The 14,245-nt window shown below is 37.3% G+C and carries 6 protein-coding genes, 5 tRNA genes and 2 rRNA genes; all 13 read right to left on the bottom strand.

The genetic code is table 4. From position 1 onward, the window contains the following. Positions 1-354: 354 nt before the first annotated feature. The 13 genes from K4L35_RS02120 to K4L35_RS02060 all read right to left on the bottom strand — a co-directional run bounded on the left by K4L35_RS02120 (position 355) and on the right by K4L35_RS02060 (position 14,214). Entirely contained in the window at positions 355-2,751 is a 2,397-nt protein-coding gene (locus K4L35_RS02120) for a hypothetical protein (RefSeq protein ID WP_221617301.1), read from the bottom strand. Positions 2,752-2,761: 10 nt separating this feature from the next. Further along, complete coding sequence (locus tag K4L35_RS02115) at positions 2,762-3,064, bottom strand: hypothetical protein (RefSeq protein WP_221617300.1); 303 nt, start codon at positions 3,062-3,064, stop codon at positions 2,762-2,764. 433 nt (positions 3,065-3,497) lie between these two features. Next, positions 3,498-5,267: an ATP-binding cassette domain-containing protein gene (locus tag K4L35_RS03515; protein WP_221617299.1), complete on the bottom strand. Its 1,770-nt coding sequence runs from the start codon at positions 5,265-5,267 to the stop codon at positions 3,498-3,500. Between the two features lie 9 nt (positions 5,268-5,276). Next, on the bottom strand, positions 5,277-6,125 hold the full coding sequence (locus K4L35_RS02105) for a carbohydrate ABC transporter permease (protein ID WP_221617298.1): 849 nt from the start codon (positions 6,123-6,125) through the stop codon (positions 5,277-5,279). Next, positions 6,125-6,997: a carbohydrate ABC transporter permease gene (locus K4L35_RS02100; protein ID WP_221617297.1), complete on the bottom strand. Its 873-nt coding sequence runs from the start codon at positions 6,995-6,997 to the stop codon at positions 6,125-6,127. The genes K4L35_RS02105 and K4L35_RS02100 overlap by 1 nt, the downstream gene beginning before the upstream one ends. 25 nt (positions 6,998-7,022) lie before the next feature. Then, complete coding sequence (locus K4L35_RS02095) at positions 7,023-8,597, bottom strand: extracellular solute-binding protein (protein WP_221617296.1); 1,575 nt, start codon at positions 8,595-8,597, stop codon at positions 7,023-7,025. Positions 8,598-8,803: 206 nt separating this feature from the next. Then, positions 8,804-8,888, bottom strand: a tRNA-Leu gene (locus K4L35_RS02090). A gap of 39 nt (positions 8,889-8,927) precedes the next feature. Further along, positions 8,928-9,003, bottom strand: a tRNA-Thr gene (locus K4L35_RS02085). Position 9,004: 1 nt separating this feature from the next. Beyond that, positions 9,005-9,080: transfer RNA gene (locus K4L35_RS02080), tRNA-Val, on the bottom strand. 5 nt (positions 9,081-9,085) lie between these two features. Further along, a tRNA-Glu gene (locus tag K4L35_RS02075) sits at positions 9,086-9,161 on the bottom strand. A gap of 6 nt (positions 9,162-9,167) precedes the next feature. Continuing rightward, a tRNA-Asn gene (locus tag K4L35_RS02070) sits at positions 9,168-9,242 on the bottom strand. 257 nt (positions 9,243-9,499) lie between these two features. Next, positions 9,500-12,395: ribosomal RNA gene (locus K4L35_RS02065) — 23S ribosomal RNA — on the bottom strand. Positions 12,396-12,707: 312 nt separating this feature from the next. After that, positions 12,708-14,214 (bottom strand): 16S ribosomal RNA (locus tag K4L35_RS02060). The 16S and 23S rRNA genes sit together here with 5 tRNA genes alongside, the layout of an rRNA operon. Positions 14,215-14,245 lie beyond the last annotated feature (31 nt).

Below are 14,245 nucleotides of genomic sequence, written 5' to 3'. Positions count from 1 at the left end.
CTTGAATATAGGGTGAAACGCAAAGTCCACCGAATAAAATCATTCAAGCAAGTAAGAAGAAATAGCCGCCCTTGAGTTTGGAACGCAGTAATAATAAGTAGATAATAAAAAAAACAATTAATACAGAATTTATAATATACGTAAAAAGTTTAATGAAAGCTACTTGGCTGGCAAATTGTGATTTCTCATCTTCTGTTGCATCTGAGCCTAAAAAGTCACTTTTTAGACCAAAAACAAAAGAGCTTAAAACTCAAACAAAAAGTGAGAATGCTATTAGTACGCATATTATTAAAAAGCTGTAAAACTGTTTTTTTGTAATATTAAACTTATATTTGTGTTCTATAAAGTGAGTCACTATTTAGAAACTTCAATGTATAGAGAAGATTTAGCTTGTTTAAGGGCTTTTACTGTTTCTCCTAGTTGGTGATTTAATTGAGATTCGATTAATCCAACAAAGTTTTCTTCAGTTGTTAATTTACCTCTGTTTTTTTCATACAATTGTTTGTTCCCGAAGACGTTATCGTTTCAAATTCCTCAAATTTTTCCGAATTGTGGGTTACCTTGGTCAAGACGTGAAGGTTGTGTTTGGAATACACCTAAACCATCATTTGTTGAAAGAGGTTTTGTTGATGAAATAACATTCAATACTTTATTAACAGCGAATGAAGTTTCATATTTACTAAATTTGTCAAGCACTTTTCCAACTGTTAAATCACCTACATTAACATTGCTTCCTTCTTTCGCTAGAGCTGGTTTTTCTAAGTAAACTTCAATTGTGTGCTTTCTAACTTTAGCAGCGTTTACATACCCGTCAAAGTATAGCTTTGCAGCCTCTTTAATTCTTGCTTCAGTTGCTTGGGATCCCATTAATTGAGCAAATGTTTTAGCTTTTGCATAAACTGCTTCGTACATATCGTTTAATTTGTTGTTTTTTAGTGCTGTAACGATCGAATTGATCAAACTGCTTCTTTCATCACCATTGTCACCGTTGGCACCAAAAATGAATTTTTCCACTTTTCTTACGTGAGCATTTGTTGGGTCTTCTGAAGTATTCTTTTTAAAGTCTGCGTGTTCTTCTGACTCATACAATTTTTCATTAAATTTAGAAACAGGGATTTTTCATGGTTCACCTGCACCATTAATATGTGTTAAATCATCAACATTTGTTTTGCCTGCAATAGCTGCTAAAGCATTTCTTAGAGGAACTGTTTTTTGCAATTCTGTTGCTGTTTGAATTTCAGGGCTAACAGCTGGTAATACTGAACGAGAAGCTTCAGCTAATGGGTCTTGAGCTTCATTTGTCGATCATGATCCAAAATCAGTTGAGGCTACTTGTGCAATGTCTCTTTTTAGACTTGCGTATTGTTCTGAAGTATAAAGTTCCGTGAAGTTTGAGTAACCAATACTTTCAGCAAATTTATTTAATTCCACACTTAGTTCTGCATTTGAGGCTAAAACTTCTGTTCTAAGCGACTCTTGTACTTTGTTTAAGTAAGGAATTTTTGAATCTTGGTCAAAGTATGCTTTTCATGACTGAACATTGTTGATTGTTAATAATAAATCTTGAATTGCATCTTTTCTTTCTTGAGAAGATCCGTTGTTTCTTGAGTTAACTAATCATGATCATGAACCTGGAGCTTGAATGTATTCAACTTTTTTTCCATTGTAATCAGCTACAGGTATTACATTTATAAATGTTTCAGTTCCAGCTGTTTTTTGTGATGCTTGAACATCTCAAGTACCGATAATTGCGTATGTAATTTTTCCTTCTTTTTGAAGTTGTCAAATTTTGTTGTTTACAGCTCCCATATCTTTATCTAGTACTGCAATAAGATCTGATTGTGAAATACCTTTTTTAGCTCAAACAGTTTCTTTATATTCTTCTTCGTTTTTAGCATAAGCTGCTTCAACAATAGGGTAAACAAGTTTTGAAACAATTTTAAGAGCTTCTTTGTATTTCTCGTGGTATTTATCTCCTTGAAGGAATCCTGATGAAATTTTAGCTCCTTCACTGTAAAGGATTTTCTTAATCAATTCGCCTTGAGCGTCATCTTGAGCTTTGAACGCACCTGCTAGAATACCATTTCCATATCAGAAGTCTTGAAGACGAATTAACGCTTCACCTTTTGCTACTAGTTCGGCAAGTGTGTCGGTGTCAGGATTTTGTAATTGTGCTTTTGTTTCTTCAAGTGATTTTGTTGAAGATAAAACAATACCTTCATTGTTGTGTCTAATAGCATGGAAACGTCTTGTAGGTTCAATACTTCCATCTTTTTTCTGAATAACAATTTCAACATTTCCAAAGTTTCTTAAGTTTTCAACATCTTGGTCTGATAAGTTTCCTTGTTCTTTAAGTTTTGGAAGTACGTTAGGTAGTAAAACGTCTAAATCAGATACACCGTTAGCTTGTACAAGTGTTGTAACTCTGTCGTTAGGCGCATAGAATACATCAGGCACTTGTTTGTCAGCAATACCAATTGTTTGAAAGTCTACAGCATCAAACACACCTTTTTCGATTTTTGATAATCTATAACCTTTTTTGTATGAAGGCGTTTGTTTAAATAATTCTTCTACTTTGGCGTAAAAGTTTTTTTGTTGTCCGTCAACAGCAACGATAATTTGTTTTTCTGCAGCGAATTCATTTCTTGACGAACCTGAGTTTCCAGCTCCACAAGATGCAGAAAGGAATGAAGCTGAAAGAACAGCAAGAGCTCCAGTTCCTGTTAATAATGTTTTAAAATTCTTTTTCATTTTTCTCCTATTACTCAAAGGCAATTTTGTTTTTTTCATAACCAACCAGTGAAAAAAGTATAGTTAGGGGTGATATAAGCAACAACGTAGATCCGATAATCGCAAAAGGTATTCATTTTGCAAACTCTGTTTTTGATCTTATATAAAGTAAATGAATTACGCAAATGATAGAAACTAATTGATTAATTAAGGCAAAAGAGATAACCAATCTTCAAGCGTATCCATTAATGGTTTCTAAGAATAAGTTAAAGTCTATATTTCCGTTATTTTTAGATGCAAAAAGTTCAAAAGCAAGAGCAAACGTGGATCCCATAATAACCAAGTTAGAGATAACCAAAACTATGTACTCAGTTATCTTGGGAAGAAACTTTCTCTCAAGAGGTCTTTTACCTAAAAAGAATCATCTTACTCTTGTTTTTAAACTAACATTTCTTGTTTTAATCCTTTTGATATTGACCTACTTTCATTAAGTTGGGTGCTTATACACCTAATTTAATGATATTTAATAAAAAATCGCAAAATCTTGAAAACAAGAAAATCTTGTGAAATTAATATTAGTTATTTTTGATGCATTAACAAAATAAAAGTAGCGTTTATTGTTGAAAAAAACAAAGAATTTAAATGTTTTTAATTACTATGAAAAAATAAATTTGTTACCACTCATATTTATTAAAATAATAATTTTGTGGAACACGTTTCCACAAATGAAAAAACCTAAGCTTCTTGCCTAGATTTTTCAGTTTATTTTATTTCTTTTTTGCAAATAAAGACTTGACTTTTTGGACTGTATATTTTGTGATTGTCATATCAGTATTTTTGTTTTTTGTAAAGTCTAATAATTCTCTTCTGATTTTAATTTTTTCATTTGAGTTAGATCAGTTAACTAGTGAGTTTAATGTTTCGTAGTTAAATTCTGAAGTTAGGGAAATTGTTGTTTTTTGATCAAAGATATGGAATCTTGATGAAATTAAGTGCACTTGTTTAGAATCACCGATTGAGTAATTTTCATATGAGTTTGTAATGAAAATAAGTTCTTTATTGCTGTTTTCAATTAATCCTGTGTATTGAATTTCGTTACCTAAAAGTTCTTTGGCTGTAATTTTAACATTAATTGAGTTTGAATAAGTATTTTTAATCATTTCATCGACAGAAATATCTTGAGGTCTGATTCCTAGAACAACTTTTTGATTTTCTTCAATGTTCTTTGTGTGGTGAGGTAATAAGTCTAATGTAAATGATTCAGAAACGAATTTACCTTGTTTATAGGTTCCTTCGTATAAATTCATTGTTGGTGTACCAATGAATTGGGCAACGAAAAGGTTTGCTGGATTTTTGTAAACGTCTGACGGTGTTCCGATTTGTTGCACAAATCCATCACTCATGATTGCAATTTTGTCTGACATCGTCATCGCTTCAATTTGATCGTGAGTAACATAAACTGTTCCTGCTCCGACTTTTTCGTGAATTCTTCTAATTTCGCTACGCATCGAAGCTCTAAGTTTAGCATCAAGGTTTGAAAGAGGTTCATCCATTAAGAATAATGATGGATTACCTACAATACTTCTACCAAGAGCAACTCTTTGACGTTGACCACCACTTAATGCACTTGGTTTACGGTCTAAGTAGTAATCTAGTCCAAGAATTGAACTTGCTTCTTTGATTTTGTTATTAATAATTGCTTTTTTGTCGTCTTTAGTTCTAGCAGCTTTTTTGTTTAAAACATTTTGTTTTAATTCATCTAATAGTTTTTGACGCTCACTAACTAATTTCTTGTAAGCAGGGGTTAAATCCTTAATTTCAACTAATTTACTTTTTTGAGCTTCAAGTAGTACTTTTAGTCCATTCAATTTGAAAAACATTAAACGAAGTTTGTTTTTAGCTTGTACACTTAGTGAACTTTCATGTTCATTTTTTTGTTTATACTTTTGATCCATTTTTTGAACTTTTAGTTCAAGCTTTTCAATTGATTTTTGGATCTTAGACACATTTTCAATATCTTTAATTGTTGAAGAAAGATATCTTACCTTGTTTTTTAGTAGTTTTTCTATTTTGTAGAAATGACCTTCTTCTCCAATTTTAGATTTATTTGATCTTAAACCGAAAGCAATATTGTCTCTAACAGATAAATGAGGAAATAGTGCATAGTTTTGGAAAACCATTGTGATATCGCGATCACTTGGTTCTGCATATGTAACATCTGTTCCGTTAATTCTAACATTACCTGATGTAGGTAAATCAAGTCCTGCGATTGCTCTTAGAGTTGTTGTTTTACCACAACCTGAAGGTCCCAGTAATGACAAGAACTCACCTTTTTTAAGGTATAAACTAGTTCCAAAAACAGCTTGGAATCCGTTTTCGTAAACTTTATCCATGTCTTCAATTTGAAGAACTATTTCTGACATGTCTACTTTAGCTAATTCTTCGTGATAAGCTTTTTTTAATTCTTCATGTAATTCAAGGATGTATTTTGGTAATCCATTTGATTGGACTACTTGGTTATTTGATTGAATTTTCATAGCTCTCCTTTATTTGACTGATCCTGAAGTAATACCTGAAATAATATTCTTTTGTGCAATTACAAAGAATACTAGAACTGGCAAGACAACAATAACCAGAGCTGCTGTTTGAACAGCAGGGTTTGAAACGAATTGCGACACTTTGCTATATAAGTTAACAATTAGTGTAGATGGTGCTTCGGGATTTTTGATTGTAAATAAATATGGTAGTAAGAAATCGTTTCATATTCACATTGTGTTTAAAATTACGATTGTTGTAATGATTGGTTTTAATAATGGTAATACGATTTTAAAGTACGTTCTTAATGGTCCGTATCCTTCAACCTTTGCCACTTCCTCTAGAGAAGTAGGTATTGAAGAGATAAATCCGTGCATCATGAATGTACTTAGAGCTAAACCAAACCCTGTGTAAAGAATAACCATCCCTAAGAAGTTTAATAGATGTAGATTTTCGACAAGTTTAAACAACGTAAACATGATTGATTGGAAAGGAATGATTAAGGCAATAATAAAGCCATAAAAAATAATTTTGGCATATAGTTTTTTAGATCTAGCTAATTGTCAAGCTGCTAAGCTTGAAACAAAGATGATTGATATGTTGCTTACTATTGTGATCGCAAGCGTTACAAAGAAAGCAGTTGAGGTGTCCATTGTTTCATAAGCTTCTGTATAGTTTGAAACATGGAAGCTTTTGGCGATTTTAAGAAATTCTGTTGGATCATTGGCTTCACCAAAATCTTTTGCAGAAGTATTGCCAAGTAAAATGAAGGGCATAATTCAAAGCAGAGCGAATAGAAGGATGCCGATGTAAACAATACTTTTACCCAGTGCTTTTTGTCACATTATATTTTTATTCATTATGCTTTAACCTCGTATTTCTTGGTTATGTAAACTTGTGTGACAGAAATCAGCGAAACGAGGATTACGAAAATAACACTTTTGGCTTGGGCTAATCCGTATGCTCTATCGACTGAGGCTGTTTTATAGATATCTACTGCTAAGAATGAGAATCCTGCTCTATCTTCGGCGATGGCAAAGTTAAGGTCGAACATTTTGAATGATCCACTAATAACTAAAAAGAATGAAATCGTGATTGCAGGAACGATTGATGGAAGGATAACGCTACGAAAGATTTTGAATCTTGAAGCACCTTCAATTTTGGCTGCTTCAACAAGCGTTTTATTAACGTTTTGTAAAGCTGCAATGTAAATAACCATTACATATCCTGCCATTTGTCAGGTGTACACGATAACCATTGCAAAAAGTCCTCATCATCGACCTGCCGTTCTAATACTTTCCCCGTTTAGAAAGTCTGGGAATAATGATGTAATACCATAATCAAATATTTTTTGTCATAAATAACCTAGTACTAATCCACTTAATAAGTTCGGTAAGAAAAAAGCACCACGGAGGATGTTTCTTCCTTTAATAAATTTTTGGTTCAAAATATAAGCTAATCCAAAACCGAATAAGTTTATTGTTACAAGTGACGCCATCGAGAAAACAAGTGTATAAACAATTGTTGATGTAAGTGGTTGTCTACCTGTAGCTGATTGCTCAAATATTTTTCCAAAGTTTTTAAATCCAACAAAATTAAGAGCTTTTCCTACTCCTCCATCTCAATCTGTGAAGGCGTATGAAAATCCAAGAATTGTTGGTATTGCAACTACGAATGCAAATATTATTAAAGCTGGAAGTACAAGGCTAAAAAAGTATCTTTTTTTGTACATTTTAGTCCTTTATACGTTTGAAAAATTATTTTGCTGTTTCTTGTTTTCTAAGTTCTTTTCAGTTGTTTAGTAATTTTTCTCTTGTTTGTTCTACTGTTTCCCCTGATTTTAATCCAAATCCTTGGTTTGCAGATGTAACTAGAATTTGTGAGTTGTTGTTGAAGTTTGTAGGGAATGTTGACATAGCTCACACGTTTTTGTTTTCGTTTGAGTAGTTTTGAATTGAAGTGATTAATTGGTTTTTTGATTCTTTGTTTTTGTATTCAAATTCAAATGGGTTTGGTGAACCTAATTCGTTTGTAAGTACGTCCACACCTAATTTTGTTTGGTATAGGAATTGAAGGAACAATTTAGCTGTTTTTAGTTTGGCAGCATCATTTGCTAATGTTGTTGCACCTCATCTTTGTGTTGCTCCTTGGTAAATTGATAATTTGTGGTTATCAACGTTTTCGATAGGAAGAGGTAAGAATCCAACTTTTACGTTAGGGTCAGTTTTTTGGATTTGTTCCATTGCTCATGTTCCATTTTGAGCTAAGGCGAATGTCCCTCTAGCTAATTGAGTCATACCTGCGTCTACTTGAGCAGTACTTACAGCATAATCAATTCCATAGATGTCTGATAGTTCACGTAGTGATGAAATAACGTCTGTTTTTAACACTTCTTCTGGATTTGATTGAATATCGTTAAGAAGTTTTGCGTGTTCTGCTGTTCCAGGTTTTAAACTACCAATTGTTCTTGCAACAATCGCTGAGTTAACTGCATGGTTTGTAATTGGTCAAACGTGTCCAGTAGGTGTTTTAGATGTTGAGAAGAATGGTTTTTTCAATCCTTTTTCTTTAAGTAATTCAACAATTTTTTTGTATCCTGCGATTGATAAATCACCTGAGAAAATGTAGTATTTGTCGCCTGCTTGAACAACCCCGTTGTAATCAGCTGGTTTTTCAAGAGTAACACCTTCAACAGCATCAGCTGAGAAGTTTTTACCTTCTAGCACATACATACCTTTTGATTCAAAAACATTTTTGTTATAAATAACACCATAAGTTTCAACCACTTGAGGCATGAATTGTTTGTCACCTAAAATAATTGAATCTGATGGTCCTGAATAGTTATCTAACATTTTTGCAGCTGATGTATCGACTACTTTATCACCTAGTCTTTCAAAAACTGATTTTGATTCTCCACCAACTAGAAGAACATTGTTAACACCATTTGAAAATTTACTACTTAAGGTTTCATCATAGTTAACAGCTTGACCATATTGCTCTCAAGATAGATTGGTCCCATATAATCTGTTAAATAAGTCAATAAGTTCTTTTGACTTTTGAGCAATTTCAGCTTTATTGCTGATAATAACCATTTTATCTTTTGAGTAACCTTCATGACGTGCTTTTAAAGCATTTAATTCGTCAGAGTGCTTGTCAGCAAGAGTGTTAATGTATTGACTGAATTCACTTTTTGATCCCGTAGCTTTAGAAGTGTTAGATTCTGTTGATTTTTGATTGCTTGATCCAAAACAAGAAACTAAACTTAATCCAGAAGTAACACCTGCTAATAATGCAGCTCCTGCTAATAAATTGTTTTTAACTTTTTTATTCATATTTTTCCTCACTTATTAAAATACTTATATTTTAATATTACTGTAAATAAGTGGAAACATTTCGAAAAGCAGCATAAACTTGAAAAAAAGAATAACAGTTATGTTTTGAAGTCAAGATCGTAATAAATTCAAATACAAGCGTAATAAATATCTTTTTTATACTTTTTACAAAAAAAGCATAAAAAAAATACCCTTACGGATATCAATGGTGCGCGAGGAGGGACTCGAACCCTCACGCCGCAAAGCACTAGAGCCTAAATCTAGCGTGTATGCCAATTTCACCACTCGCGCATACTTTGTTTGTTTTGTAAAAAAAATAAGCGAACTGCTTGGTGCCGCCTATAGGACTCGAACCTACGACCTACTGATTACAAGTCAGTTGCTCTACCAACTGAGCTAAGGCGGCGTGGTGGAGAATAAGGGACTCGAACCCATGACATTCGCCTTGTAAGGGCGACGCTCTCCCAGCTGAGCTAATTCTCCATAAATGGCAGTCTGTACGGGGATCGAACCCGTGCATGCATGGATGAAAACCATGTGTGTTAACCGCTTCACCAACAGACCAAATAATGGCGCCGATTATTGGGATTGAACCAACGACCAACTGGTTAACAGCCAGCTGCTCTACCGCTGAGCTAAATCGGCATTTGCTTGTTTGCTTTATTATTATATACTAAATAGAAATTATTCCAAGTATTTTTTTAATAAAATCCCAATATTTTTCTGCTCTTTTTAAGAGCGAATTTATTATAACATGAAAATAAGAAAAATTAATAAAAAAGTTAACTTTTTTGAGTATTTTAACGTTGAAAAAATAAAAAAAATAACCCTCCGTGGGTTTTGATCTTTGAAAACTGAATAGTTAGGATTTTAATTCATTAAAATGTGTTAAAATTCATCACACTTTTAAACCTATCAATTTATTAGTAATGGTCAGCTGAATGTATTGCTACACGTACACTTCCATCCTATCAACCTCGTAGTCTACAAGGAATTTCAAGGGAATACTCATCTTTGAGGAGGCTTCCCACTTAGATGCTTTCAGCGGTTATCCTTTCCACACTTGGCTACCCTGCTATGCTTCTGGCGAAACAACAGGAACACCAGCGGTGTGTCCACTCCGGTCCTCTCGTACTAAGAGCAGCTCTCATCAATATTCCAACGCCCACATCAGATAGGGACCGAACTGTCTCACGACGTTCTGAACCCAGCTCGCGTACCGCTTTAATTGGCGAACAGCCAAACCCTTGGAACCGACTCCAGCTCCAGGATGCGATGAGCCGACATCGAGGTGCCAAACCTTGCCGTCGATGTGATCTCTTGGGCAAGATAAGCCTGTTATCCCCAGGGTAACTTTTATCCGTTGAGCGACTGCCGTTCCATGACGTACAGCCGGATCACTAAGTCCTGCTTTCGCACCTGCTCGACTTGTAGGTCTCGCAGTCAAGCACACTTCTACCTTTGCGCTCTGCATACGGTTTCTGACCGTATTGAGTGTACCTTTGAACGCCTCCGTTACCTTTTAGGAGGCGACCGCCCCAGTCAAACTACCCACCACGCACTGTCCCCCCACCGGATTACGGCGGCAGGTTAGAAATTCAACATACCAAGGGTGGTATTTCAAGGATGACTCCATTAAGACTGGCGTCTTAACTTCAAAGTCTCCCACCTATCCTACACATGTTAGGCCAAATTTCAATACGAAGTTGTAGTAAAGCTCCATGGGGTCTTTTCGTCTTGATGCGGGTACCCAGCGTTTTCACTGGGACCATAATTTCACCGAGTCCAATGTTGAGACAGTTGAGAGATCATTGCGCCTTTCGTGCAGGTCAGTATTTAGCCGACAAGGAATTTCGCTACCTTAGGACCGTTATAGTTACGGCCGCCGTTCACCCGGGCTTCATTTCAACGCTTCGCTTAAAGCTAACGCATCCACTTAACCTTCGGGCACTGGGCAGGCTTCACCCCCTATACATCACCTTGCGGTTTAGCAGAGAGCTGTGTTTTTGATAAACAGTTGCCCCTCACAATTTACTGTGGCCCATTCAAGATGGGCTCCCCTTCTCGCGAACTTACGGGGTCAATTTGCAGAGTTCCTTAACATTGGTTTTCTCGCTCGCCTTAGAATACTCATCTTGGGAACGTGTGTCCGTTCTCGGTACAGGTATCAATAACTTTAAACGTTTAGAAACTTTTCTTGGAAGTGTGAAATCACAAAATTCGTTACTCGTCGCCTTTCACTATGCATCACATCTCCCGGTTATACAATGCGCATTTTACTACATTGACCAGTTGATGCTTACCCCCAAATCCAATAATGGGTATTGCTATCCTTCTCCGTCATTCCATCACTAGTTATTGACAGTACAGGAATATTAACCTGTTGTCCATCGGGTACGCTTATCAGCCTCCCCTTAGGTCCTGACTAACCCTGGGTGGACGAACCTTCCCCAGGAAACCTTTCCCAATAGGCGTCGCGGATTCTCACCGCGAATCGTTACTCATACCGGCATTCTCACTTCTTAGCGCTCCATATGTCCTCACGGTCATACTTCATTGCCCTAAGAACGCTCCTCTAACGTACAAAATGTACCCGTGGCTTCGGTATCGTGTTTTAGTCCCGTTACATTATTGGCGCAAGTTCTCTTGACTAGTGAGCTATTACGCACTCTTTAAAGGATGGCTGCTTCTAAGCCAACCTCCTAGTTGTTTATGAAAACTCACAACCTTTCTCACTTAACACGATTTTGGGACCTTAGCCGACGATCTGGGTTGTTGCCCTCGCGAGCCGGGACGTTAGCACCCCGGTTCCGACTGCATGACAATTCACAATGGTATTCGGAGTTTGATTATAGTCAGTACCGCTAGGCGCGGCCATTCCATATTCAGTGCTCTACCACCAAAGTTTAACATCACACGCTAGCCCTAAAGCTATTTCGAGGAGAACCAGCTATCTCCAAGTTCGATTGGAATTTCTCCGCTATTCACAAGTCATCCGGGCACTTTTCAGCGTACTACGGTTCGACCCTCCACTTGGGATTAGCCAAGCTTCAGTCTGCTCATGAATAGATCACCTGGTTTCGGGTATATGTCAACATACTAAAGCGCCCTATTAAGACTCGATTTCTCTACGGCTCCGCTTTTTTCCACTTAACCTCGCATGTTAACATAACTCGCCGGTCCATACTGCAAGATGTACGCCATCACGCTTTAACGCGCTCTGACTAATTGTAAGTATACGGTTTCAGAATCTATTTCACTCCCCTCCCGGGGTTCTTTTCACCTTTCCCTCACGGTACTAGTTCACTATCGGTGTCTGGTTAGTATTTAGCCTTACCGGATGGTCCCGGCAGATTCAGACAGGGTTTCACGTGCCCCGCCCTACTCAGGATACAGTCAGAAGATTGTGCCATTTCGCATACGGGAGTTTCACCCTCTATGCTTGTGTTTCCCAACACATTCTGCTATAACACAATTTTGTAACTTCATGTAGACTGTCCTACAACCCCAACATATGTTGGTTTGGGCTCTTCTACGTTCGCTCGCCGCTACTGATAGAATCATTATTTATTTTCTCTTCCTGTTGCTACTAAGATGTTTCAGTTCACAACGTGTCTCGCTCAACTAACTATTTTATTCATTAGATGGCAGCTAAGCTTTCCCTTAGCTAGGTTCCCCCATTCGGAAATCCCCGTTTCATAGCGCATATCCAGCTCCACGAGGCTTATCGCAGGTAATCACGTCCTTCATCGACTTCCAGACCCAAGGCATCCACCATATACTCTTACTTATTTAAAAGTACAATATTTACCTATTGTTGATGTATTTTAAGACATTTTAATGAATTATTAAATGTTAAATTTAATAATTAACTCGGTATCAAAACAAATAAGACTTTTACTTTATCTTTATTTATTTTTTGATGTCGTTGTTATATTAAAATATTTTAATTAACTATTCAGTTTTCAAAGAACAAGAGAGAATGTTCTCTCAAAACTAGATATATTACTATTGGGCTATTAACAATAGCACATGACGCATTTAAATAAAATAGCCATTCTGTTAAGTGTGTCGTTGACTTCTCATTTTGAGAAGTCGTGTACTCCGTAGAAAGGAGGTAATCCATCCCCACGTTCTCGTAGGGATACCTTGTTACGACTTCACCCCAGTCACCGGTCCTGCCTTAGGCAGTTGTCTCCGTAGTTAACAAAACCGACTTCGGGCATTACCAGCTCCCATGGTGTGACGGGCGGTGTGTACAAGACCCGAGAACGTATTCACCGTAGCGTAGCTGATCTACGATTACTAGCGATTCCGACTTCATGTAGTCGAGTTGCAGACTACAATCCGAACTGAGAACGGTTTTTTGAGATTTGCTCAACGTCGCCGTATTGCTTCTCTTTGTACCGTCCATTGTAGCACGTGTGTTGCCCCACTCGTAAGAGGCATGATGATTTGACGTCGTCCCCACCTTCCTCCCAGTTACCCGGGCAGTCTCCTTATATCATCTAAATAAGGACAAGGGTTGCGCTCGTTGCAGGACTTAACCGAACATCTCACGACACGAGCTGACGACAACCATGCACCATCTGTCATTCCGTTAGCCTCCACTATATCTCTATAGCTTTGCGGAAGATGTCAAGAGTGGGTAAGGTTCTACGCGTATCTTCAAATTAAACCACATGCTCCACCGCTTGTGCGGATCCCCGTCAATTCCTTTAAGTTTCACTCTTGCGAGCATACTACTCAGGCGGATGATTTAATGCGTTAGCTGCGCCGATGAGCTCCCCATCAGCTAATCATCATCGTTTACGGCGTGGACTACCAGGGTATCTAATCCTGTTTGCTCCCCACGCTTTCGTCTCTCAGTGTCAGTATATGTCCAGTAAGCTGCCTTCGCCAGGTTGGTGTTCTTCCTTATATCTACGCATTCCACCGCTTCACAAGGAATTCCGCTTACCTCTACATAACTCTAGTTTGCCAGTATCCAATGCAATTTGGAGTTGAGCTCCAAGTTTTCACACCAGACTTAACAAACAACCTACAGACGCTTTACGCCCAATAATTCCGGATAACGCTTGCAACCTATGTATTACCGCGGCTGCTGGCACATAGTTAGCCGTTGCTTTCTGACAAGGTACCGTCAAGGCAATAGCATTTCCTCTACTGCTTTTTCTTCCCTTATAACAGCGCTTTACAACCCGAAGGCCTTCATCGCGCACGCTGTGTCGCTCCATCAGGCTTTCGCCCATTGTGGAAAATTCCCTACTGCTGCCTCCCGTAGGAGTCTGGGCCGTATCTCAGTCCCAGTGTGGCGGATCAGTCTCTCAACCCCGCTAAACATCATCGTCTTGGTGAGCCATTACCTCACCAACTAACTAATGTTACGCACCCCGATCCTCTAGCGAAGCAAACGCTCCTTTTATATTAACTTCATGCGAAGCTAATAAGTATTCGGCATTAGCGATCATTTCTAATCGTTATTCCCATCTAGAGGGCACGTTAAGTACGTGTTACTCACCCATTCGCCGCTAAGTTCCGAAGAACTCCGCTCGACATGCATGTATTAGGCACACAGCCAGCGTTCATCCTGAGCCAGGATCAAACTCTCGAAAAAATTGACTGTCATGTTTTATATATCTAGTTTT

The organism is Mycoplasma sp. Ms02 (assembly GCF_019720735.1).
GTDB lineage: Bacteria > Bacillota_I > Bacilli_A > Mycoplasmatales > Metamycoplasmataceae > Mycoplasmopsis.
This window is presented reverse-complemented; position numbering and strand designations above follow the sequence as displayed.